Raw genomic sequence first — 24,190 nt, forward strand, 5'->3', positions numbered from 1 at the left:
GATAAGAGGCGGGCCACAAGCAAATGCTGCAAGTGGCCTGAATTAATATAGGACTATGAATTTTTATTGTTTCAGTCTATGACTTTAATTGACGAAGCATATCTGAAACCTTGATCATCATCTCTTTATAGAAGTTGTATAGCTCCTCGCCATTAGTAAAATCTTTGTAGTCGTAATCGAGCTCTTCTTTTTCTTTCTTGTAGGTAGCCGCCATTTCCTCTAATGCTGCCACCAGCTCGGTCGCACTTTCTTGATTGATTAACTCATTACTGCGGCGTTCAGATTTCTTTTCAAGCTGATCCATTTGTTTTGGACTTAAGGACTTAAAGGCTTGATAAATCTCATAATCTACGAATTTTGTTGTCTTCATTAGATTGACAAACGGCTCCCACGCATCTTCCTCAATCTCTTTATCGTATACATAAAGAGCTCCGCGCTTCCGAATGGTTTTGGTGTACACTGCCTGAATGAACTGATTCAGTGAAGCTTCTTTGTCCTTTTGTGAGGCAATATACTGCTCAATTTCAGTGGTTTTCTCCTGAATGAGGCTGTACTTTTGAACCTCCAGCTTCATTTTCTCAATCAGCTTAGGTGAGCGAATGAAGTTTTCTTTAGCTAACTCTTCGTTGGTGCTGCCGAAAATATCACTGGAACCCGCTGATTCCATCTTGCCGGCGAACATGTCTTTCAATACACGAAGAACTTGCTTCAAGTTCCCAAGGCTCGCTTTATCCAGCTGGTTAGGGTCCACATCATTTGCAGTAAACAAATCCGCTAGGCTGATTTCTTTTGTAAAATGACACTGGAATCTTGCACTAGTATTTTGTTCGGCTTTTTTTTCGGTAATAGCTCCGAATGTTTTTGCTTGGTCAAACAGGGTGCGGATTGCCCTATTGTATTGTTTTACTCGCTCGTTTTGGTACGTATCTCCCCAAGACTTTTCCGGAATCGGGGAAGGGAGGTAGGCCCAATTTTCTTTCGCTGTTTGTACAAGATGGCGGCCCACACCTTCTTTTTCTAAAATGGTTTTTTCGTACTGTGTTTCATAATTTGTTAGTGGTGAGTACGCAAACAATGGAATTCCGTTCTTTGTGTTTAGCCAGAAGATTCGATTCTTCAATTCGCTTTCCTTAATCGTGAAGCGGGAATGACTTAACGAATGACGTTCGAAATTTTTAATACCATTAAAAATATTCGGGGCCTTCACTGGTACAGAAACAAAGCCCCATTGCGGGAAGTGAAGCTGTCCGTTACTGTTAGCCAGGTGGAACACCGGAAGGGCATCCCGGTCTAAACGGGCGGCAATCTTATCTTCAATGATTTTATCAATCGGCTGATCGTCGCCGTACTTTAGTCGTAAAAAGTCTTCCATCGACTTAGTGATTAATTCACCAAATTGGTCTGTTAGGAATTCAGAAACGGTGCCCACAACATCCACATCGGTTTCCTTCACCCAGTAGGTCGATTTTTCAAGGAGCATCTCGGCCCATTGCTGGACTAATAATTCGCCGTCTTTCGAATCAAACATCCGCTGTATTTCACGTGCCACATCTGGAACACTGACAAGATGCCAGTAATACGTTACATCCTGTTCCCGTTTGACTTCTTCTCCATCGACAAGGATATCGGCATTCTTCTCGAAAATACCTTTCAACGTTTCGAGGATTTCTTTGTACACCTCGTAAATCTTGTTATTCTGGCTATTGAGGAGCGCATAGAGATCTTCATAGAATTCAATCATTTCTTCGATTCTAGCTTTTTCAGCACGGGCGTAATACTCGTTCAGCTTTGCTTCGATATAGGCATTCTTTTTGCGGTCCTTTGAAATAAAGGCGCTCCTTGCATCTTCTAGCTTGTTGTAGGCATATTCCTGTTCGGACTGAATCGCCCTCGGCAGGCGTTCGAGTCGGTCGCGGAGTCCTTCCACATAGGCTTGTAATGTTTTTAATAAGCAAAAGCCATCATTTGAATAAATTAAACGTGATGCGAAAATTGGCCCTTTTTTCGGATGGAGGAACAAACGCTCAATTTGACGGCGGAACTCCTCCATGATTTCGCCAGGGACCTGTTTTTTGCACTTGCGGTACTGTTCCTTCGCTTTTAGTAAAAATTCACGGTCCAGTTCTTCATCTAGATTGATGACCGATGTTTTAATGACGTTGTTATAAGAGAAACGGTCACTGTTTTCGAAACCGGACAACGGCTCAGGTACGCGCTCATTAAAGCGCTGATGGACGGAATCTGGGTCAATCCGAAGCTTTTCCGCAAATTGTTCGACGTCCGTCTGGTCAGGGTTAGAGTCAAACATGTTGTTCATTTTTTCAAACAGCTTATAGCCGACATAGGTCGTCATTTCCTCTAGTGGGATTTCTGCCATTGACGCACCGATAATGTTGTACTGGTAGTTAGCGGCATATGGCTTGGGCATCTGCGCAATATTCGTGCGGATGTTACTGATGTAATCATGGATGGCAAACTCTTCGCCCGATTGCTTTTCCTCGTTGGCCATGAAATTCGTAATGTTCTCAGCCGTGACGTTCATGCAGTAATCATACGCGTTCTCCAGCCATTTACCCTCCAGGTTCGTCCCGGAGATTAAGTGACACAGATTGAACGGAGGCATCGGTGAATTTACATCAAGCAAGCTGCCGTACTTCATTTTGAAGCGTTCGTTTCGTTCATCACAGTTCATCCAGTAGTCGAGTTCTTTTAGGGCAGCATAGCCATTTTTCTCAATATATTCAACCGTGTGCGAGCTTAAGCCTCGTTTGGACAAATTCACATCCGGCGTGAATAGATATCCGAGCATACTTACTTTATCGACACCGGTCGGACCGAATTTCCGCTCCATAATCCCGCGGGTGATATAGGCGATATCGAGATAACAGCCGCTGCCTGTTCCTCCGGAAAGACCCGTAAGGATGAAGACATAGAGGCGTTTGCTTGTGCCTTCTAGGACGGCTTCAATTTTTCGCTCGATAGTTTGGACGACTTGATTGATTTTTGTGAACAGAAGCAATCTTCCTGCCTGACGAACACCGGACGCACCGCTGATGCCATCGGTAATCAGTAGTTCAGGTGACAGCCATTCCTTTATGTAGGGCTCGATCGTACTGCGGTTTTGCAGCAAGCCGCCGATTTCCGGGTTAGAAAGGAGGACAAATTCTTTGTTCGGGTCGAGGCCGACGCCTTTATACTTTTTATTGCGGTCATACTCGTTGGTTTCAAATGCTAGGAATTCAATGTTGTTTGGTTTTTCTTTTTTCTTCTTAGATAGCGGATCTTGGGGAAGTTTGAAGCGGCGGTTGACTTGGTATTTGAGTCGTAATAGGGCATCAATTCCGGTGCCTCCTAAGCCGATGACCAGCATCGGGTTGTCTATTGTATCAACACGGATCTTTTCTGATATAATGCCTCCACCTAAGGAAACATCCAACTGCTGAATATGCTCTCTCACACTAGCTTTCATGCAAAAATTCCTCCCTGGCTGAAAAAATACAACTACCTATATAGACGCAAAATTACATCAAAAGATTCAAAAAATGGTGTCAGGTACCTTTTTTGTATGGCACGACTGATCTGTTGATTTCCGCTCCAGTCACGAGCGGTTCGCGGGCGTGCCGGGGAGCCTCCTCGTCGCTTTGCTCCTGCGGGGTCTCCCCTGCCCCGTACTCCCGCAGGAGTCTTCGTGACTTCCGCTCCAATCAACAGATCATGGCGCCGACATTTTTATTTAGCTGATGTATTCGATGTAGATGGATTTGTTTACTTTTTTTAGGACGATTCGTATGCGGTCGTTGCGTTTGATGTCACGCCCTTTTTTGGCGTCGATGGCGCGGCCTCCTTTTTCGATGGTACAGTCTGAGTTGTTGATCAAGAGAAGGGAGTCCCCTGATGCTGGTTTAAAATGGATTTGATCCGTTTCCGCAAACTCTGGTGATAGCGATAAAAGCTGATGGAGACGGAATTTCCCTTTAAAACCTTTCAATTTTTTATATTGTGGGCTGGTTCGTTCGCCCGTGTCCTCATCCTTGATCTCAACCACCATCTGGCCGCTGAATCCACGATTCGCTTGCTTCAATTTTGCTAACAACACATAAGCAAGTGCAGCTAGCAGTAGGACCCCAATCACGCCAAGACTCACATAAAGCCACGGGAATGGTGTTTCCTCTTCCGTTGGACTTGGTTTGGATACTGTAGGTACAGCTGCCCCAGATTGTTTAACCGTTAGCTTTTCTGGTGCTGTTTCGCGGAAGAAGCTGTTGTCTTCCGCTTTTACCACGACCTCATAGTTAGCAGAGTTTCCAAGCTTGAACTGTCCTGCAAAACCTTGCTCGGCGGATGTTAAACTAAATTCCTCCGTTTTCCCCGTATCGAGGTCTTTCACAAAAACGCGAGCTTTCATCGATTGATAAATGTTTTTATCCGCGATGGCTGTGCCATTATCCTCAAAGAAGGCACCAATATTAACTGTTTCGCCTGCTTTGTAGGTCTTCTTGGCAAGCGGCGTGAGTTTTAGCTGCAAATCGTAGTTAAACACCAGGTTGATATCGATTTTATCCTTAGGGACGCCTTTCACTTTCAGCGTCCAATCACCTTGGACAGGCTTCATCAGCTTAACCATCGAGTAGGTTTTCGATTTAGAAAGAAAGACTTGGTCTGAGGGAACGGCCAGCTCTTTTCCTGAAGGATCAAGCAACTTTACTTCTACCGGCTGACTTGAAATCAGAGAGATATTGGCTTCTAAAACATTTTCATTTGGTACATTGATTTTGATATCCTGATAATCGCCATTCGCCACCAATTGGTTCACAGGGACCATTTTCAGCTTCAAATGGTTAGCAAAGATTTCACTAAGAATTCTTGGGAGCTGATCCGCTGAGCTCGCTTCAAAAAATTCCCCATTCGTACTTTTGGCTACATTAGATAAGACATTCTTGTTCAGCTTGCCATTGGCATTTAACCCAATCGTAAAAATGGGGTAGCCCTTCGTCTTTGCAGCGGCAACCGCTTCATTAAGCGCATCCTCCGCTTGCTTTGCTGTCTTGGACTTCTTAGGGTCGAGCTCGTTGTTGCCATCGGCTAGCAGCACGATAAGAGGGAAGTAATTATCTTCATGACTCGAGTCCAATACCTTAACTGCTTCCTTCACCCCGGAAGAGATATCTGTATACGTGGACTTTTCTAGTGAATCGATAAAATCCTTCAGATCCTTCTTTTCCTGTTCGGAGCGAATTTTGACCAGTGCCTTTTCGCGCATGACCTCATCAGCATAGGAAATGGCCCCAATCTTATCGCCATTAAAAGAGGCCATATCAATAAACATCTTCATGGCTTCATTGCTAATATTATTTGGATCGCTGCTTTTCATGGAATTACTCACATCAACTACCAGCATTCCCTCGATACGAGAAGTGGAATGTAACGGACTTGCAGCGCGTACAGTATAAAAACTGATGTTGCAAAAAAGAAAAGTGACTACTATCAAACTACTAATCCATTTTTTTATCATCTGAAGTAACCTCCAACTTAGCAGTTTCCTTATAGTACAGGCTCTGATAAATTCGCCTGTTGATTTCCGCTCCAGGCACGAGCGGTTCGCGGGCGTGCCGGGGAGCCTCCTCGTCGCTTCGCTCCTGCGGGGTCTCCCCTGACCCGTACTCCCGCAGGAGTCTTCGTGCCTTCCGCTCCAATCAAAAGGGTGTGAAATCTATCAAAGCAGTTGTTTGAAAAATTACAAATTTCTTCATATTAAACTTATTTTACCACCGCTGTCATTATATTCCCAACCAATATTCGCTAGAATTATTAAAATCTTCCTATTATAATATAAAATAATGTATTTTTTGGAAAAAACGGTAGTATTCTGTAAAAAACTATCCGAAAAGGGGAAATAGAATGTATAGCATTGTATTTACTAGTGTTCTAGTTTTGATCCTGATCTGGAAAACCTATAAATTATTCAAAAATAAAAGAAACAGCGGCCACTTTGACGATGTGGACCAGGAATTAGTAATCATGCTGAACGAGGGTGAGTCGATTGGCTAAACAGGCGGTTCAGTTTTCCAAGAAAAAACGGACACAATACCGTTTTCAAAAGCTGAAAATGTGTAAAAAGTGCAATCGTTATTCTGTGCTAAAGGATGAAAACTGTCCAACCTGCGGCACGTCTTTTGTAGGAATCGAGAGTCTCGTCAAATCCATTTTTAAAAACAGGCTATTTACTGAAATAACGTGGATCTTAATCATTGTCAGCATTGGAATTATTGCTGCTCCAACGGTCAAGGCACTGTATTTCTCGCTCATTACCGGGCTTCTCTTTGTCATTAGCTATGTGATCCTAACGTCCATTTTCATGAAAAGCGAATATTTTATGCAGCTAAAGAAATTACTCAGGGTCGACTTAAAAAAGATTGCAGCAGGAATTCGGTTTGACAGTGATCTCGCAAAGCAGGATGTTAAGGAGGAAAAACTTGCCCCAGCCTATGAAAAACTCCGTGAAATCGGCGATTTTATCTATAATGACCAGGTGAAAATCCGCCGTGTGATGGCCTTGAACGAGATCATTCTTAGAAGCGATATGGAACTGGAGCTTGAACCCCTCGTTCCTTCATCATATGATAAGGATTTTGTGAAATATGCACTTGAGGTGGTAAAAATCAACCGGTCACTGATGACGAAAAAGGGAATTACTTATTTTATAAAGTACCGTGAAGCGATCATCAGAGATTTTGGGATGGAGTCCCTTATTTCAGTTGCAGGTACCACCTTACGGATGAAGCTGTATATTCAGGAGTTTGCCCCTTTTATCGAAGAATTCCTCGACTTTTTTCCAAAGGAAAGGATTCTGCGTTTATGCAGTATTTTACAGGCAAATCCCGAGGTGGACTGGGGGAGCCTTGAGAATAAAACAAGGCGTTTAGTTACAATGAAGTATCATTACGATCCTGATTTCAAGCGCTTTGCTTATGATGAAGGGGCAGTAAGTCATGTTTAAATTAACTGTTTATAAAAAAGTGAATCTATCGCGGAATTTCTATCTGATTTTCCTTAGCTTTCTCTTGGTACTAGTGGGTGGCAAAATTATTTTGGCGCATGAAAAACTTACGACCTATCAGGAAGCGATGCAGTTGTATCGTTCAGGAAACTTGGTAGAGGCAGAGAAGAAGTTACGGGCCGCCAAGCTCAATCTTTCGGTTACGGATCACAACAAAGATATTAATATGAAACTCTCCCTCCTTTCTCCTATTCGGGAAGTCATGGAGGACCTAGACGAAAAGGCAGCCAGTTATTATAAGGATAACGAACTTGACCTTCTCGTTGATATGTATGACCGCTGGCAAACAAACCAACAAAAATGGGTGTCAGGCACCAATATACAGAAGGACATGTATGGAGAGATGCTCGCTCTAACCAAGCTGGATCAGGATATGAAGGGCTATTTTTCGACTATAAAAAAGACTAATCTTGCAAAACTGGAAAATGGTGCTTCTATTGACCAATCAGCAGAGGAACAGATTTATACGAACGTAAACAAAATTCCAAACGAATATTTTGGTGGGGAGGCCGCTAAATCAAAGGAGATTATCACCTCGTTTCAAATGTATTACGAGGGAAAGGTAAACAAATTAACCTCTGCGAATGCGCCTGTTATAGAGATTGTAACTGAAGGAAACCGGCAACTTGGCATGCTCTCCAGGTTCTCGATTGAATCCGGCTGGCTGGTAAAAAAACTGGATACCTATCTGTTAAACGTTCTTACTACAGCAATTGCAAAAAAGGACTATGCCACGTTTGCCGAACAGGCGAATAGCACGAAGAAGTTGTCGTCGAATATGAAGGACGCTAAGGTTTTGGCTTATATTGAAAAGTCCAAATCGGACCTTCTTTCTAAAGCGAAAAAATTAACAGCGAGCAACAAGTATGAGGAGGCCATCAGCATCTACGAAGCGCTCACACCTTTGGAAAATACAGAGCAGCTAATTGCAAAGGCCAATCTTGCCTGGGATAAATATGAGCCGATTCGCGTTTTAAAGCGCTTGTATCCGGATAAGGAGTTTCCAAATTTCGTGAATGCGAGAAATAAATGGGGAGCTGACAGTGTTGTGGCTGCCATCTCTAAGGATGGAAAAATATATTTTGGCAGGCTTAAGGGTGAAGAACCGATGGTAGTGACTGAAGGGACGGTCAATGCGTCACCTGTGATCAATAAGCTGAGTTTCCAAAGCAGCTACAGTACATCCGACAATCCGGTCCTCTTTATTGATGCCAAGTCATCCGAACGAAAGCATCACTACCTAGCCTATGAAGTGGAATCCAGCTTGATTAAACCGATTCTTGATGTCGAAGCGGACAATCTAACGGTTGAAGCAAAACAGGTGTTATTGCTAGATAATCCGGTTGGTCAAGGAGCAGGGGAGCTCGCCTACTTTGAACCTGGCATAAATGGGGAATATCAATTTACTAAGATTAAAGTAGATTATGTGGATATTCAGGTAAGCGATATCGCGAGTTACTTTGGAAAAAAAGTTCGCTTTACTGCTTATGCTGCGTCAAAAACATCCAGCGGAGCTGCACTCGTCACTCTATCAGAAGGCTACAATTATAGTACCGGTAAGTATGAGAAATCGTATTTGATATTAAATGGGTCTGAGAATTTTACCATCTATACGAATTATACTGTCATCGGTGTATTTAACAGTTACACCACGATCACCAATGAAAATGGCGAACAGGTTCGCGTACCCGTCATCCAAGTTGAAAAAGTGGAATAATAAAAAAAGGGGTCAGGAACCACAGTTTTAGTGGATACTGACCCCTTTCGCCATTATTCTTTACTAGAGATAGGGATAAAGCGATTAAATATACCGACCGATGTGACTTCTCCCATCCCTACTTTGGAAAAGTCTGTTTTATAAACAGTGAAAATAAAATAATCCTCTTGTGTGGTGCCCATATCAAACATTGATTTTCCCGCTACAGAGAGTACTCCTTTTTGCAGTAGATTGGAAGATTGGTCCATTGCCTTGTGGTTCATCCAGTCCACATATTCTGAACGTGTAGGATTGGTTTCGGATAACACATAAATAACCACAATTAAAAGAATGATGGAAACAAGTCGTTTCATTTAACAATCTCCTATCCATATAGTTTCCGAACTGTAAATTTTTATATAAATAAGTATAAATTGGAAGGTTGTTTTTGTAAACAACCCCTATAACAAACAAGAAAATGGAAAGAACATTATGGTGATAATTGGCTAGGGATATGTTAAATTATTACTATTATATTCTTAAAGTTTGTCTGTTGATTTCCGCTCCAGGCACTTCGCTTTCCGTGGGTGTTTCGGCGAGCCTCCTCGGCGCTTGCGCCTGCGGGGTCTCCCCTGAACCATACTCCCACAGGAGTCTTCGTGCCTTCCGCTCCAATGAACAGAGTATAAAAATCAACAAGGTTTCTTAACAAAGTCTAAACTCAAAGGAGACAAATCCGTGTCGAGAAAAAAGAAGTGGACGATTGCCTGTTTCCTTTTCCTGCTTTTTTTAAATGGGTTCGGGATACTAGCAGTCAATCTATTAGGTAAGTAGGAAGACTCTACAAATTTACAGGCAAGGAATGACGTTATGATCTCTAATTTAGCAAAACCACTTTCGAAAAAACTACTTTTTGCGATGCTCATCGTGACGATCGGTGTGGAAGTCCTTCTTTATCTATCCAGGTACAGCTATATGGCAAGCTCACTGTATGATGGTGTCATGGTTGGATCCTTTTTTATCGGTTGGAAGCTGTATCGCCGACTCGCCAGCCCAGCGGATCCTCCCAAACGACCGCGGCAGATGATGATGCAATTTACCGGTGCTTTTCTTGTTTTCTTCCTGGGAAGTACGGTCATAAATATTTACTCAACGAATACATTTCAGGCATTTAGCGATGACTATGATCAATATGTGCAGGATTATGCGGAAACACAATCCTTTGACGTGAATGAGGATGAGGAAGGAGCACCAATTGACCCGGTATGGTCCTTTTTTGATAAGGTCGATACGATTGGCGCGGATTTATATGCCGATACTCTCGCTGGTTTAGAGGAAGTCTGGCGGTTATCCTATATGATTCTCTTCCTGATTGTTTTCAAGAAGCTTTTTCCTAAGCGCTGGGTGAGCGGGAGAAGGGATCTATTCCTCATGCTTTCACTATTTCTTACGTCGATTTTATTTGGCGTCGACCACACGCTGGATACGGAACAGCCATGGTCAATTCGAATCGGTGCCATCGTGACCTTCGCTAATATGGGGCTGTTATTCGGCTTAATTTTATTATGGACTCGTAACCTCTGGGTGACCGTCCTTGTGCATTCAATCTATGATATAACCGCCACGCTGTCATGGTATTATATCGATTACGCAGTTGAATATTGTGCGTTAGGTTTATTTATTGTTCATATGATTCTATTATCCATAGAAAAATTAAAGCATAGCCGTCTAAAGAAGAAAATGGGTACTAATGAACCGCTAGAAATAAGCAACTGACCAAATAAAACAAACAAAGGCTACCGTTCTAAACTTGCGGTAGCCTGTTTTTTATTGTTTGGAAATTATAAAAAGGCCCGAGTGTGGATAACTGAACTCGTTGTCCGAATCTAGCTCCAGCGCCTAGCCCCTCGGGTCAAATAACCTTCGGCAATAAAAGTCAAAAGGCGGACTTTTCCCACCGAAGAACATTTGCCTGTCGGGGCTGAACGAGGCGCTTCCGCCTTTTGTTCTTTCTTGCAAACATGTTTAGTATTGATAAGTTGCTGAATTCACCCGATATTGAACCGTTCCATCTTCTTGTGTATCGTACTGAATCTTTTCTCTATCAAATGCCTTTAGTAAACTATCGGCAGCCATTTCCTCTTTAATTGATAGTTCGATTATTTTTTTATTCAATTGGATGGAGTTGTTGTTATGTTTCTCAGTAAGATAGGAAATGATGTCACGGCGCTGCTGGATGACATCGAGCAAATCTGATTTATGCTCCCTCAAGCTGGCAGGTGCAGCTAAGGAATGAACCTTTTTCTGTATCTTTGCTTGTAATATTCCTGATTCTTGTAAACTGTTTGAATCTTTTTCAGTTATTTCATTAAATAGTTCCGCACTTTGTTTTGCATAACCCTGCTCAATTTCTAAGTAGGAAGCAATTTCTTCTTGCGTGTCAGTCGAAAAGTCTAGTAGTAGGATGAAGCTACTAATGGTCACTGCACATATTGCCACAATTACGATTATGTAAATCCACTTTTTACTATAGAGCTTTTTATCAGGAATGCCCTGTTCATTTTGATGCACTAGGGCCTTTAACTGTAGCTCCTCCAGTTCTTGCTTTACTTTTTGTTGTGCGGGAGTCAGCATTCTCAGCCCTCCGTTTTGTGTTATAGTTAGAAACTATTACTATCCTACTATAAAAAGACAACAAAAATCCATTTATTCCTGAATTTAACTAAAAAAATATATGAGTCTATGGAACTGCTTTTTATCTATAAAAAAAAGAGGTTGTGAAGCAACCTCTTAAAAGAATCGTCGTTTTCGAGGCATATTCCAGATCTTTATATAGGTATTCCCTTCAGTGCAACGAAACACTTTAATGCCGATTAGTTTCAGAGGAGTGAACTTTTCTTTCATATGCAAAAGTGGCATATTATCAACCTCCAAAAATAGTAGTAGTAGTTCAATAGTACCTTAATTTGGAAATTTTAACTACTTTTTTCTCTCGCTAAAGTCCAACATTATTTCCCGAAAAATGTCGATTAGTGGAATGGAGCACTTAAAATTCACTATAGTTCGTACTACCTATGTCCAAAAAACTAGAATTTTATAATAAATTCACGCTTTTAACAAAAATTTTACTTTTCGTTCATAATTTAGAAATATATAATAGAAGAGTGAGAGAATCTAAAATTCGACAGTTTTTTACGACAATAAGTAAAACGCTTTCATTTCTACTTTTTTAGAATTGTAAAAAATGTCGAAATTCTTAAAGGAGCTGATCTTGCAGATATTTTTCATGTAAGCTGTAAAACTTTGAATAAGAAAGGTGCAAACGATGAAGAAAAAAAAGCTAATTAATAAAGTTAGTAAACTAGCAACTGCAGCTTTAGTTCTCAGCACAGTTATAACACCATGGAATTCTTTTCATGCGAAAGCTGAAACCACACCAGGTACAGCGACACTTCGTATTCTAGAAACAACTGACCTGCACTCAAATGTAAGGGCATATGATTATTATCAAGATACAGATAAAAATATCAAATTTGGTTTAGCGAAAACAGCTTCCCTAATTGCTCAAGCTAGATCAGAAAAAGCGAACTCAATGTTATTTGATGCAGGAGATTTGATTCAAGGGAATCCACTTGCTGACTATGTTGCGAAGGTAAAACCTCTAGGAGAAAATGACACTCATCCAATCATCAGAGCAATGAATTACTTACAATATGATGCAGGAATTGTCGGAAACCATGAGTTTAACTATGGTTTACCATACATGAAACAAGTTCTAGATAAAGCATCGTTCCCAATTGTTAATGCCAATATTTATAAAGATAATGGTGCTGATGGAGATTCTAGTAATGATACAGAAAACTATTTTACTCCATATCAGATTCTAGACAAAGAAATAGTAGATGAAGTTGGAAACAAACATACTATTAAAGTTGGTGTCGTTGGCTTTGCACCACCGCAAATTTTAAACTGGGATCACGATAACCTTTATGGAAAAGTTACTGTAAAGGACATCGTCCAAACAGCTAATAAGTATGTAAAAGAAATGAGAGATAAAGGGGCAGAGGTAGTCGTTGCGATTGCACACTCTGGCTGTGACGTTACAAATGATGGTCAAGCGGAAGCAGAAAATGCCGTTTATTCATTAAGTAAGGTTCCTGGAATTGACGCTCTCCTTTTTGGACATGCCCATCAAAACTTCCCAGCAGGGAAAGAGTTCCATGTGAATGGAGATGCAGGTCAACCTGACCTACCTGGAATTAATACGACTAAAGGAACAATCAATGGTACTCCAGCTGTAGAAGCAGGCTATTGGGGGAACAATTTAGGTGTCCTTGACTTAGCATTAGTAGAACAAAATGGTAAATGGACTGTTGATAAAGCTAACTCCAAATCTGTTGACCGTCCTGTGGCAGCTGATACTCCTGAAGATCAGCATATCGTGACAGACGTACAGCCGGAACATGACGGTACATTAACTTATGTACGTGGTAAAGTTGGCGAAACTTCTGCACCATTATACAGCTACTTCTCTTTAGTACAAGATGACCCGACAGTCCAAATTGTAAATAATGCTCAAACTGCTTATGTAAAAAAGTGGATTGAAGACAAAAACCCAGAGTTAAAAGATCTTCCTATTTTATCAGCAGGTGCTCCATTTAAAGCTGGTGGCAAAAACGGTGGTCCGTCGTATTACACGAATATTCCAACCGGCGAGCTTTCTATTAAGAGTGCAAACGATTTGTACTTATATCCTAATACACTAAAAGCTGTAAAAGTAAATGGAGCGACAATCAGAGAATGGTTGGAGATGTCTGCAGGTCAATTCAATACGGTTGATCCTAAAAACCTTCACCCACAAAGCATTATTAATGAATCGTTCCCGACCTATAACTTTGACGTTATTGATGGCGTAAACTATCAAATTGATATTACTCAGCCACCTAGATACACAAAAGACGGAACAAGTAAACCAATGGCGAATCCAAATTCACATCGAATCGTAAATTTAACTTACAAAGGACAACCAATTAAAGATGACCAATGGTTTATTGTTGCAACAAATAACTATCGTGCCGGTGGTGGAGGTTTCTTCCCGGGTCTTGATGGTAAAGAAGAAGTTGTCGTTAACTCACCGGATGAAAGCCGCCAAGTGCTAATTGATTACATTAAAGCACAAGGAACTGTTAATCCAAGCGCAGATAATAACTGGTCATTCGCTCCAATGAATGATAAATTACAGTTAACATTTAAGTCTTCACCTAGTGCTAAGGTTTATGCGGATGCATCAGAAAATATCCATTCACTTGGTAATGTACAAGAAGACGGTAATACGTGGGGACTTTATTCTCTTGATAATAAGATCCATGTTCAATTATTAGGTATTAACGATTTCCACGGGCAGCTGGATACTTGGAGAGCTATTAAAGACAAAGATGGTAAAGTAGTTGATTACTCAGGTGGTATTGAGTATTTAGGTGCATATTTGAAGAAATATGAAGCTGATAACCCTGCTAATACTCTTATGCTTCAAGCGGGTGATCTAGTAGGTGCGAGTCCTCCGGTATCAGCACTTTTACAAGATGAACCAACCATTCGCTTTATGAATGAACTTGGTTTTGATGTAGGTACAATTGGTAACCATGAGTTTGATGAAGGCGTAGCGGAAATGAAACGTCTAATCTATGGCGGATACAATTCAAAAACTGCACAATATGAACAAAAATATGGCAAGTTTACTGGTTCTACGATGTCCTATGTTGTGGCAAACGTAGTGGACGAAAAAACAAACGAACCGATTTTACCTCCTTATGCAGTGAAAGAGGTTAATGGAGTTAAATTTGGTTTTATCGGTGTGGTAACTACTGAAACACCTTCTATTGTTACTGCAAGTGGTGTAAAAGGAGTAGTATTTACTGATGAAGTAAAAGCGATCAATAAATACACGAAAGAATTAAAATCACAAGGCGTTAAGAACATTGTTGTTCTCGCGCATAACCCTGGTACATCTAACACAGATGGAACCAATGCAACAGGTAGAGTCATTGATATGGCAAAAGATATCGACTCAGAAGTAGATGTTATCTATGGTGCACATGACCATAAATATCTGAATACAAATGTAGACGGTAAAATTGTTGTTCAATCCTGGTCATATGGGACAGCTTTCTCTGATGTTGATTTAACGATTGATCCAGTTACGAAGGAAATTGTTTCTGGAAGCGCGAAGGTTATCGACACACTTCATAGTAAAATTTCACCTGACGCAAAAATCAAAGCTGAGCTTGATGGCTATCAGGAAGATATTAAGCCAATAACTGGTCAAGTAGTTGGTGAAGCTGCTGTTGAACTAACTCGTGAAGCTAGCGAAGCCGGCGAAACAGCCCTTGGTAACCTAATTGCCGATAGTATGCGCACTACTACAAATACTGACTTTGCCTTTATGAATGTCGGCGGTATTCGTAATGATCTTAAAAAAGGTCAACTTACATGGGGCGATTTATTTAAGGTTCAACCGTTTGGTAATGATCTAGTAACTATGAAAATTACTGGTGACCAAGTAAGAACGTTATTAAATCAGCAATACAATGCTCCACCAAGTTACAATAAAATCATGCAAATCTCCGGCCTTCGCTATACGTGGAATGACAAATTACCAATTGGACAAAAAGTTTTAGATATCTTCCTTCCAAACGGTAAGAAAATCGATCCAACGGCCGAATATTCAATCACAGTTAATAACTTTATGGCTGATGGTGGGGACGGATTCGTTGTTTTAAAACAAGGTAAAAATCGTGAGACTTGGATGACAGATTTAGATGCATTTGTAAATTATGTAAAGGCGCAAAAAGAACCTATCTCAGCAAAAATTGAAGGTAGAATTCTACTTGCAGAATCTGCTACTCCAGATCCAACTCCAGCACCAGCAGCTCCGGTTGTTGTCGTTAAGCCAATTGTTAAAGCTGGAAAAGCAACTATTGATTCGAAGGATTTCACTAGTGCAATTGAAAAGGCTGTTAAAGAGAAAGCTGGCCTAACAATTGATCTAGGAAAAGAAAAGAATGTTAAAGTAGACTTAACACCAGAACAAGTTGCCCAATTAAAGGCTAATGGCGTTCCATTATTTATAAATAATGATGATGTAAAAGTAGCCATTCCTTTAGCAAATCTTTCTGGCAAGGACTTTGACCTTGTATTAAACCGTTATACAGATAATAGTGATGCGAAGAGCCCGGTGTATGACTTTACCATTATTATTGATGGCAAAGAGGTTCATCAATTTGCTGAGCCAATCACATTGACATTCGATGTTGATACTAGCAAGGTAAAAAATACTAATGATTTAAAGGTTTTCTATTACAATGAGACTACAAAGAAGTGGGAACTAGTTCCAGGTGCTGTTTATAAGGATGGAACGGTTGAAGTAAAAACTACTCACTTTAGTACTTTTGCTGTGTTTGAGGTAGCAGGAAATCAAACAGAAATTGCAGCAAGTTCTCCTAAACCGCTACCAAGTAATGTATTACCAAAAACTGCATCTAATATGTATAACTTGCTATTATTAGGAGTCCTTATTTTAGCATTTGGTGTAGCTTTAGTAATTAGAAGACGTAAATTACAAGCTTAATAGTCGAGAGACCTTTTACCGTTTTAATTTTAGGGTAGGAGGTCTTTTTTTTAGAAAAGAAAGTATACATTTTGAGGTCTACCACAGATTGCAAAGTTGGGAGGCAAAAGATGTTACCTACTAGAGAAAAATATTAAATAAAAGATAGATATTAGGTGCGAGAGCAGAAAGTTGATTAGTTATAAAAATTAATTAAATTTGAATTCTATAATTTTTTTGTAAAGTTTAAAAAAAAAGATATTTTATTTTGCTGAATCTAGATATAATAAATTTGTAAATACATATTTTGTCGAAAGGTGGAGGGACAGTGAAGAAAGGCACAAAGAAAAAGTTCAATGGACTAGTAGTTTCGGCATTGGCATTAGGACTACTTGCTAGTCCAATAGGCGGATTATCTGTTTCGGCAGAAAGCCAACCAACAAATGTTCTATCAAAAGATGCATTCGCGAAGTTGCAAGGTGAAAATCTAGTAAAATCTGAAAGAATAAATCGTTTAGAAGGGGCAGACCGTTATGAAACAGCGGTGCAAATTTCTAAACAAGGCTGGGAGGCGTCGGATTATGTTGTCGTTGTAAGAGGCGATGATTTTGCTGACGCATTGGCTGCAGCCCCATTAGCCTATCAATATAATGCCCCAATATTATTAACTCGTACTGATGAATTAACGGCAGCTACGAAGGAAGAGATTAAAAGACTAGGTGCTTCTCATGTTTACATAGTAGGTGGTACGAGTGCCGTTTCCACTAATGTATTTAAGTCGTTAAAAAATGACTTAAAACTTTGGGTTAAACGAATTGAAGGTGCAACCCGATTTGAAACAGCAACTGCTGTAGCTGCCGAAATGGGCAGTGATGCGACAACTGCTGTTCTAGTTAATGGGCGAAACTATCCGGATGCCATCTCTGTTGCCTCCTATGCAGCTAAAAATGGTCTGCCAATTTTGCTGACAGAAACAAATAGTGTTCCAGCTGCAACAGCAGAAGCTCTTAAAAATGTAGACGACACTATTATAATTGGTGGCACTGCGGTAATCAGTGAAGGAGTAGAAAATGCGGTTAAAAATCCACAACGGATTGGTGGAAAAGATCGTTTTGAAACTTCCTTGAAGATTGCTACTGAACTCGATCAACCAGGAGATACCGTTTTTATTTCCACTGGAAGACAGTTTGCTGATGCACTAGCCGGTTCTGTTCTGGCAGCAAACTATGGAGGGTCTATTGTCCTAACTGAAACGGATACACTTCCTGAAGGTGTGCTTGATTTTGCAAAAAATAAATATGTAACAATCCTTGGTGGAACTTCAGCTGTTTCCGATAATGTAATTAATACACTGAATTCTAAATATACATTGAATGTCATGCACACCAATGACACCCACGCTAACGTTGATAATGCAACAAATAAGGTGAATGTGGCGAAAAGAATGTCAGCGATTAATGAGGTTCGAGCAAAAGCTCCGAACGCCTTATTGCTTGATGCAGGTGACGTGTTCTCCGGTACATTATACTTTAACGAGTATAAAGGTTTAGCAGATTTAGAGTTTATGAATTATGCTGGCTACGATGCGATGACGTTTGGTAACCACGAGTTTGATTTGGGAACTGGTGTATTGGCTGACTTCGTTAAACAAGCTTACTTCCCATTTGTCAGCTCTAACGTGAACTTTACAAACGATGCCAACATGCAATCTCGTTTCCATAACGACACCATCACAGAAGAGCCTGATGCTGGCGAAATTTATGACGGTATCATCAAAGAGGTAAATGGTGAAAGAATTGGGATCTTTGGCTTAACAACTGCTGAAACTGAAACAATTTCAAGCCCTGGCGCCGGTGTTGATTTCGAAAACTACATCGAAGAAGCAAAAGCATCTGTTGCTGCTCTTCAAGCGCAAGGTGTTGATAAAATCATTGCGTTAACTCATCTTGGTTACGATGATTCTCTTGAGTGGGATAATGACCAAGAATTAGCAAAGCAAGTTGAAGGAATCGATGTCATCGTTGGCGGTCATACACATTCGAAACTTACTGGACCAGTATTTGATGAAACTGGCGAAGAGCCGACTGTTATCGTCCAAGCGAATGAATACAACAAGTTCTTGGGAACATTGGATGTAACATTTGATGCCGATGGTAAAGTTATCATTCCGGAAACTGCCGGAAAGCTTCTAGATATTAGCAAATACACAGAAGATCCGAATGTTTTAGAAATTTTAAATACAAAATACAAGCCGGCTATATCAGCAAAAGAAGCTACAGTTGTAGGTACAGCAGGAGTTGATTTAGTTGGTGGTAATCCACCTGCTCGTATTGGGGAAACAAACCTTGGCAACTTCATTACTGACGGTATGCTTGCAAAAGCAAAAACCATCAACCCTGATACTTTAATCGCTGTTCAAAATGGCGGCGGAATTCGTGTAACTCTTCCTGCTGGAAATATCACATTAGCTGATGTTTTCAGAGTATTACCATTTGGAAACACATTAGGCATTATGAACCTAAAGGGTTCTGAAATTAAGGAAGCTCTTGAGTACAGTGTAAAGGATGCTCCAAATGCTTTTGGCGGATTCTTGCAGGTATCCGGCTTGAAATTCACTTATGACAGCTCAAAACCAGTTGGTCAAAAAGTCCAAACAGTGGAAGTGAAGGGTAATAATGGTAGCTTTACAACATTAGACCTTGATAAAAACTATTATGTTGCAACCAACGTCTTTACGGCTAAAGGCGGAGACGGTTACACGATGTTCGCCAAAGCTTATGCAGAAGGGCGTGTAAGTGAACCTGGCTTTGTCGATTGGGAAATGTTTAATGACTACATTGCAGCCCAGCCAAACAAAACGGTTAATGCACAAGTAGAAGGACGTATCGTAAATGTTGCTCCACAAGTGGTTCCTGCAACATCATTCAGCGGTACTGCAGTAGCTCCAAAGGTATACGACGGAAACGTATTTGTTGATGTAACAGGTGTAACAAAGCTTGAATACGCAACAGTGAAAGGCAACCTTACTTTGAAAGGCAATGCAAATGTTGAAATTTCAAATGTAACTGTTGAGGGCGAAACACTTTTTGAAGATTAATAATTGGATAGAGTCCTCCAGCTTTCGGGCAGGAGGACTCAACACGGTATAGAACGATTTATCTGAAAAATCCGCCAAATCAGGAGGGGAAGTTTTGACTAAAAAAAGTAAAAAAAATCTGAATATCATGCTTGTTGTCATTATGCTCATCAGCCTAGTATTACCAAGCATGTATAGCATTCCTGTAACCGCTGCCACAACTGCCAAGGATCTATTCTTCTCTGAATATGTTGAAGGAAACAGCAGCAACAAAGCAATTGAGATTTATAATGGTACCGGCAGCAGTGTTGATCTGAAGGAATACGTTGTTGAGTTATATTCCAATGGTTCAACTACTGCCTCAAACCCATTGAATTTTTCTACGGTTTCCGATTCAATTCTTGAAAATGGAGAAACGTTTGTAATCGTTAATAGCTCTGCAGTACAAGCACTAAAAGACAAAGCCAACCTAATTCATAGTGTTACTAACTTTAACGGCGATGATGCTCTTGTTTTAAAACATAACGGGATTATTATTGATCGAATTGGTCAGGTAGGGAATGACCCAGGTACCGCTTGGGGAACCGATGTTAAAACTATCGATCAAACGCTTGTACGAAAAAGTTCCGTGACTATGGGAGATGCCAACCCAACTGATGCTTTTGATCCAGCAACTGAGTGGGATGGGCTGCCTGTTGATACATTTACTAACCTAGGTTCCCACACCATGGACGGCGGCTCTACTCCTGTAGAAACAAAAGTTGCCAATGTTACGTCTTCACCTACTGAAGGTGCAGTAGCATCTGGAACTCTAGTAACCCTAGAAACTACTACACTTGATGCAAAAATTTACTACACCACTGACGGTACTGAGCCAACAGAAACAAGCACACTTTACACAGCGCCAATCGAAATCACCAAAGATCTAACCATCAAAGCCATCGCTATAAAAACTGATTTGGAAAACAGCGATGTGTCCACATTCACTTATACTCTTTTACAAGAGAAGACAATTGCTGAAGTAAGAGCTATGGATTTACAATCGAACGTTCAAACAAGCGGTGTCGTAACAGCCGTTTTGGGAAGAGCGATTTACTTCCAAGATGCGACAGCCGGAATTGTCGCTTACACACCTACTGACAGCACCACGATTAAACAAGGAGATAAAATTACCGTATCAGGTAAATTGACAGAGTATTCAACACTCCTTGAAATCGAAGCAAATCATGAAAATATTGTCGTTTCAGGTAATGAAGCTGTTCCACCAGCAGAACTAGTGAAAGCAGCAGACCTGCAAGAAAGCAAGGAAGCAAAGCTTGTAAAGCTTCAAAATGTAACAATTGGTGCATTCTCAGGCGGTAACTATACTGCTACGGATGCTGACGGAACAAGTTTCCAAATCCGTCCGGGCAATGCAGCATGGTTGAAAACTGGTACTACTTATGAAGAAATCACAGGTGTTCTAAGTGCCTTTAACGGAGTTTATCAATTAATTACGCGTACTGAAGCTGACATTATTTTAGACTCCAGCATGGTTCAAGCTGTTGTTGCCACTCCGGGTGCTGGTATGGTAAAGGCAGGAACAGGAGTGACGTTGGCAACTGGTACAGCCGGTGCGACGATTCACTATACAGTGGATGGCAGTTTACCGACAACAGACAGCCCTGTATATTCACAGCTAATCGTTATCAATCAAGAAACAACGATTAAAGCAATTGCTGTAAAAGACGGCATGAAAAATAGCCTTGTTGCAACCTTTGATTATCTCATTCAAGATGGTGTGGTCCATATTTATGATCTTCAAGGAAAATCCCACACATCTAAATATAATGGCCTTAATGTTACAGATGTGGAGGGTGTTGTTACCTATGTAGATGGAACAAGCCGCTTCTTCATCCAAGACCTTGAAGGTGATGGAGATCCAAATACGTCTGATGGGATTCTAGTTTTTAAATCCAGCCATGGTCTTGCAATTGGTGACCGTGTAAAAGTAACCGGAAAAGTTACTGAATACTATGGTGAAGGTTATGCTGAAAAATCATCAACAGATTTAACGATATCCGAAATTGAAGCTTCAACAATTACTAAGAATGGAACAGCCCCGCTTCCGGCACCAATCAAGCTTGGTGTGGACCGGATAGCACCACCTGAAATCATTGACAATGACCAATTTGCTAAGTTTGATCCCGAGGAAGATGTCATTGATTTCTGGGAAAGCCTTGAAGGTATGTATGTACAAGTGGAAAATCCGAAGGTCATTGCCCTGCAAAAAGACGCTTTAGTTTGGGTGGTTCCAAAAGATTACCAAACAAACGTGGAACCAGGTGGATTAAGGATCACAGCAACTGACACAAACCCTGATCGGATTGCTCTTGACATAAGGAACGGTTCAACAGCTAATAAATCCTACCGGGCGAAAATGGGAGATAATTTTACTGGACCTGTTAGTGGTGTCGTGAACTACGGTTACAGCAACTTTAAAGTAATGACTCAAGAATCTTCGCTTCCAGTATTAAATGAAACACCAATCGTTCGTGCTGCTACAAAAATTGAACCAGCTGCCGATAAGTTAACGATTGCAACCTATAACGTTGAGAACTTCTCAACTGCAACTCCTGATGAAAAGGTATCAAAAATCGGAGATGCCATTGTCAATAAAATGAAGAGTCCTGACATTATCGGTTTAAATGAAGTACAGGACAACAATGGTGAATCTAATGATGGTGTTGTTGACGGTACGCAAAGTGCACAAAAGATTATTGATAAAGTAAAAGCACTTGGCGGCCCAACCTATGCTTATACAGAGGTTGCTCCAGTGAATAACCAAGACGGAGGTGCCCCTGGCGGAAATATTCGTGTAGCATTCCTTTATAATACTGAGCGCGTATCGTTAACCGCAGGAGCTCCGAAGGGGGAAGCAACACAATCAGTAGGGTTTGAAAACGGCAAGCTGACTTTAAACCCTGGGCGTATCGACCCAACGAATGAGGCGTTTAATTCAAGCCGTAAACCATTGGCTGCCCAATTTGAGTTCCAAGGTAAAAGTATCATCGTAGTAGCGAACCACTTTAACTCAAAAGGCGGTGACCAGCCGTTATTTGGGAAAAATCAACCGCCGGTATTAAGTAGTGAAATTCAGCGTCATAAAATTGCGGCGATTGTCAACAATTTCGTGAAGAATATTAAAGCAAAAGATGCCAATGCTAACGTTGTTTTACTTGGAGACTTCAATGATTTTGAATTCACCCAAACAATACAAATCGCAAAAGGTAACGAAATGACCGACATGATTGACTTCGTTCCTGAGAATGAGCGTTATAATTACTCTTACCAAGGGAATGCTCAAGTACTAGATCAAGTTCTAGTTACAAACAATATGGTTGCGAATACAACAATCGACATTTTACACATTAATTCAGGATTCATGGAAGTTCACGGTCGTGCAAGTGACCATGACCCTGTGATTATCCAAACACAGCTAAAAGCAAAAGAAGTCTTACCGCCAGTTACACCGCCGGCATCAACTAAGGTTTACAACTTAAAAGGCTTTAAAACAAAAAAATTAACCGTAACAAATGTTGGTGCTGACATTACTGTGAGCTCGGATTCCGTGATTACAGAAGGGATTGTGTTAAAGGGCTCTTACGCTAAGTTGCAAGGTGAAGGCTTAAAGAACACAGTCATTATCATTAGCCCAACCTCACCGGATGCAATCATTGATCTAAGTGGTTTAGAGGTTAAAGAGGTAATTATTGAAAATGCAAATATTAGCCAAATTAGAGGTGCTGAAAACGTTCAAAAATGGACGATTAAAGACGGCGTAGATGTGTCTAATATTAAAATTGCAAACGTAGGAGGAGAAGTTCTTACTTCTCCTTTTTTACTAGAGCCAGTAAATCAAGAACCAGGAAATAATGTGGATGCCTATTACCAAGCAGCAGCTGGTAAAACAGGTGCTGACTTAAAGGTAGCGTTACATAACATCATTAAAGTCCAAACAAAATTAACGTATTCCCAAGTGACAGAAGCATTAAAGAAAACCGATGAAGATCCCAATAATCCCAATAATGTAATCCTTCTTTATACAGGCCGTTCACAAGCTAAAACTACGTTTGGATCGGGTGTAAACGATTGGAACCGTGAGCATGTTTGGGCAAAATCACATGGTGATTTTGGAACAAGTGTAGGACCTGGAACAGACATCCACCATTTACGACCAACTGACGCATCTGTAAACAGTACACGAGGACATTTAGATTTTGATAACGGTGGTAACCCTCAAGGCGAGTGTACCGAATGCAAATACGATAGTGATTCGTTCGAGCCACCTAATCGTGTGAAGGGCGATATCGCAAGAATGCTCATGTATATGGCTGTTCGTTATGAAGGTGATGGAGGCGAGCTAGATCTTGAACTAGCTGATAAGGTGAATACCTATCCAACACCATTCCATGGCAAGCAATCTGTCCTGCTTCAATGGAGCAAAATGGATCCACCTGATGCTTTTGAAAAGCACAGAAATGATGTCATTCAATCAATTCAAGGAAACCGCAATCCATTCATCGATCACCCGGAATGGGCAGACCTAATCTGGCCTGCAAGCTAATCATTTTGAGGAATGGCATGCTAAAACCCAATACATTAAAAAAACTGAATGCTGGTTATCTTTAAATTAAGAGAAGAAATACGGCAGACCCATATTTATATGGGTCTTTTTTTGATATAATGGGGAGATTAAAAATAAAAGGAAAATCT

The 24,190-nt window shown here is 40.7% G+C and carries 11 protein-coding genes; 7 read left to right on the forward strand and 4 right to left on the reverse strand.

The window, feature by feature from the left end; all coding sequences use genetic code 11:
* Positions 1-76: 76 nt before the first annotated feature.
* A complete protein-coding gene (locus AA0X95_RS06770; protein WP_413306960.1) occupies positions 77-3,469 on the reverse strand; it encodes a tubulin-like doman-containing protein in 3,393 nt (1,130 codons plus the stop codon).
* Between the two features lie 264 nt (positions 3,470-3,733).
* Entirely contained in the window at positions 3,734-5,512 is a 1,779-nt protein-coding gene (locus AA0X95_RS06775; RefSeq protein WP_413306963.1) for a VWA domain-containing protein, read from the reverse strand.
* A gap of 386 nt (positions 5,513-5,898) precedes the next feature.
* On the opposite strand from AA0X95_RS06775, the gene AA0X95_RS06780 reads away from it, so the two are divergent.
* From AA0X95_RS06780 to AA0X95_RS06790, 3 genes are read left to right on the forward strand one after another with little or no spacing between them, the layout of a single operon-like run.
* Positions 5,899-6,048: a hypothetical protein gene (locus AA0X95_RS06780; RefSeq protein WP_413306966.1), complete on the forward strand. Its 150-nt coding sequence runs from the start codon at positions 5,899-5,901 to the stop codon at positions 6,046-6,048.
* The gene (locus AA0X95_RS06785) at positions 6,041-6,997 is read left to right on the forward strand and encodes a hypothetical protein (protein ID WP_413306969.1); all 957 of its coding nucleotides are present in this window, start codon (positions 6,041-6,043) and stop codon (positions 6,995-6,997) included. Before AA0X95_RS06780 ends, AA0X95_RS06785 begins: the two co-directional genes overlap by 8 nt.
* On the forward strand, positions 6,990-8,774 hold the full coding sequence (locus tag AA0X95_RS06790) for a hypothetical protein (protein ID WP_413306972.1): 1,785 nt from the start codon (positions 6,990-6,992) through the stop codon (positions 8,772-8,774). The genes AA0X95_RS06785 and AA0X95_RS06790 overlap by 8 nt, the downstream gene beginning before the upstream one ends.
* Positions 8,775-8,827: 53 nt before the next feature.
* Here AA0X95_RS06790 and AA0X95_RS06795 read toward each other — a convergent pair whose 3' ends face one another.
* Entirely contained in the window at positions 8,828-9,127 is a 300-nt protein-coding gene (locus AA0X95_RS06795) for a hypothetical protein (RefSeq protein WP_413306975.1), read from the reverse strand.
* Positions 9,128-9,623: 496 nt separating this feature from the next.
* On the opposite strand from AA0X95_RS06795, the gene AA0X95_RS06800 reads away from it, so the two are divergent.
* Positions 9,624-10,529 carry a CPBP family intramembrane glutamic endopeptidase gene (locus AA0X95_RS06800; RefSeq protein ID WP_413306978.1) on the forward strand — a complete coding sequence of 302 codons (906 nt, stop codon included), beginning with the start codon at positions 9,624-9,626 and terminating at the stop codon, positions 10,527-10,529.
* A gap of 249 nt (positions 10,530-10,778) precedes the next feature.
* Here the strand turns inward: AA0X95_RS06800 and AA0X95_RS06805 are convergent, their stop codons facing one another.
* Positions 10,779-11,387 carry a hypothetical protein gene (locus tag AA0X95_RS06805; RefSeq protein ID WP_413306981.1) on the reverse strand — a complete coding sequence of 203 codons (609 nt, stop codon included), beginning with the start codon at positions 11,385-11,387 and terminating at the stop codon, positions 10,779-10,781.
* A gap of 691 nt (positions 11,388-12,078) precedes the next feature.
* Between AA0X95_RS06805 and AA0X95_RS06810 the strand changes: the two genes are divergently transcribed.
* The 3 genes from AA0X95_RS06810 to AA0X95_RS06820 all read left to right on the forward strand — a co-directional run bounded on the left by AA0X95_RS06810 (position 12,079) and on the right by AA0X95_RS06820 (position 24,041).
* On the forward strand, positions 12,079-16,380 hold the full coding sequence (locus AA0X95_RS06810; RefSeq protein WP_413306984.1) for a bifunctional 2',3'-cyclic-nucleotide 2'-phosphodiesterase/3'-nucleotidase: 4,302 nt from the start codon (positions 12,079-12,081) through the stop codon (positions 16,378-16,380).
* 307 nt (positions 16,381-16,687) lie between these two features.
* Complete coding sequence (locus AA0X95_RS06815) at positions 16,688-19,456, forward strand: cell wall-binding repeat-containing protein (protein ID WP_413306987.1); 2,769 nt, start codon at positions 16,688-16,690, stop codon at positions 19,454-19,456.
* A 94-nt stretch (positions 19,457-19,550) separates the two neighbouring features.
* Positions 19,551-24,041, forward strand: coding sequence for an endonuclease (locus AA0X95_RS06820; RefSeq protein WP_413306990.1), 4,491 nt, complete (start codon positions 19,551-19,553; stop codon positions 24,039-24,041).
* The last annotated feature ends 149 nt before the right edge of the window (positions 24,042-24,190 follow it).

It is taken from the genome of Neobacillus phoenicis (assembly GCF_047302305.1).
GTDB lineage: Bacteria > Bacillota > Bacilli > Bacillales > Cytobacillaceae > Neobacillus.

Excerpts from the sequence above, each read along its gene's own strand:
- AA0X95_RS06775 (WP_413306963.1), bottom strand. The coding sequence starts at position 5,512 with ATGATAAAAAAATGGATTAGTAGTTTGATAGTAGTCACTTTTCTTTTT.
- AA0X95_RS06800 (WP_413306978.1), top strand. The coding sequence starts at position 9,624 with ATGATCTCTAATTTAGCAAAACCACTTTCGAAAAAACTACTTTTTGCG.
- AA0X95_RS06805 (WP_413306981.1), bottom strand. The coding sequence starts at position 11,387 with ATGCTGACTCCCGCACAACAAAAAGTAAAGCAAGAACTGGAGGAGCTA.
- AA0X95_RS06810 (WP_413306984.1), top strand. The coding sequence starts at position 12,079 with ATGAAGAAAAAAAAGCTAATTAATAAAGTTAGTAAACTAGCAACTGCA.
- AA0X95_RS06790 (WP_413306972.1), top strand. The coding sequence starts at position 6,990 with ATGTTTAAATTAACTGTTTATAAAAAAGTGAATCTATCGCGGAATTTC.
- AA0X95_RS06780 (WP_413306966.1), top strand. The coding sequence starts at position 5,899 with ATGTATAGCATTGTATTTACTAGTGTTCTAGTTTTGATCCTGATCTGG.
- AA0X95_RS06770 (WP_413306960.1), bottom strand. The coding sequence starts at position 3,469 with ATGAAAGCTAGTGTGAGAGAGCATATTCAGCAGTTGGATGTTTCCTTA.
- AA0X95_RS06795 (WP_413306975.1), bottom strand. The coding sequence starts at position 9,127 with ATGAAACGACTTGTTTCCATCATTCTTTTAATTGTGGTTATTTATGTG.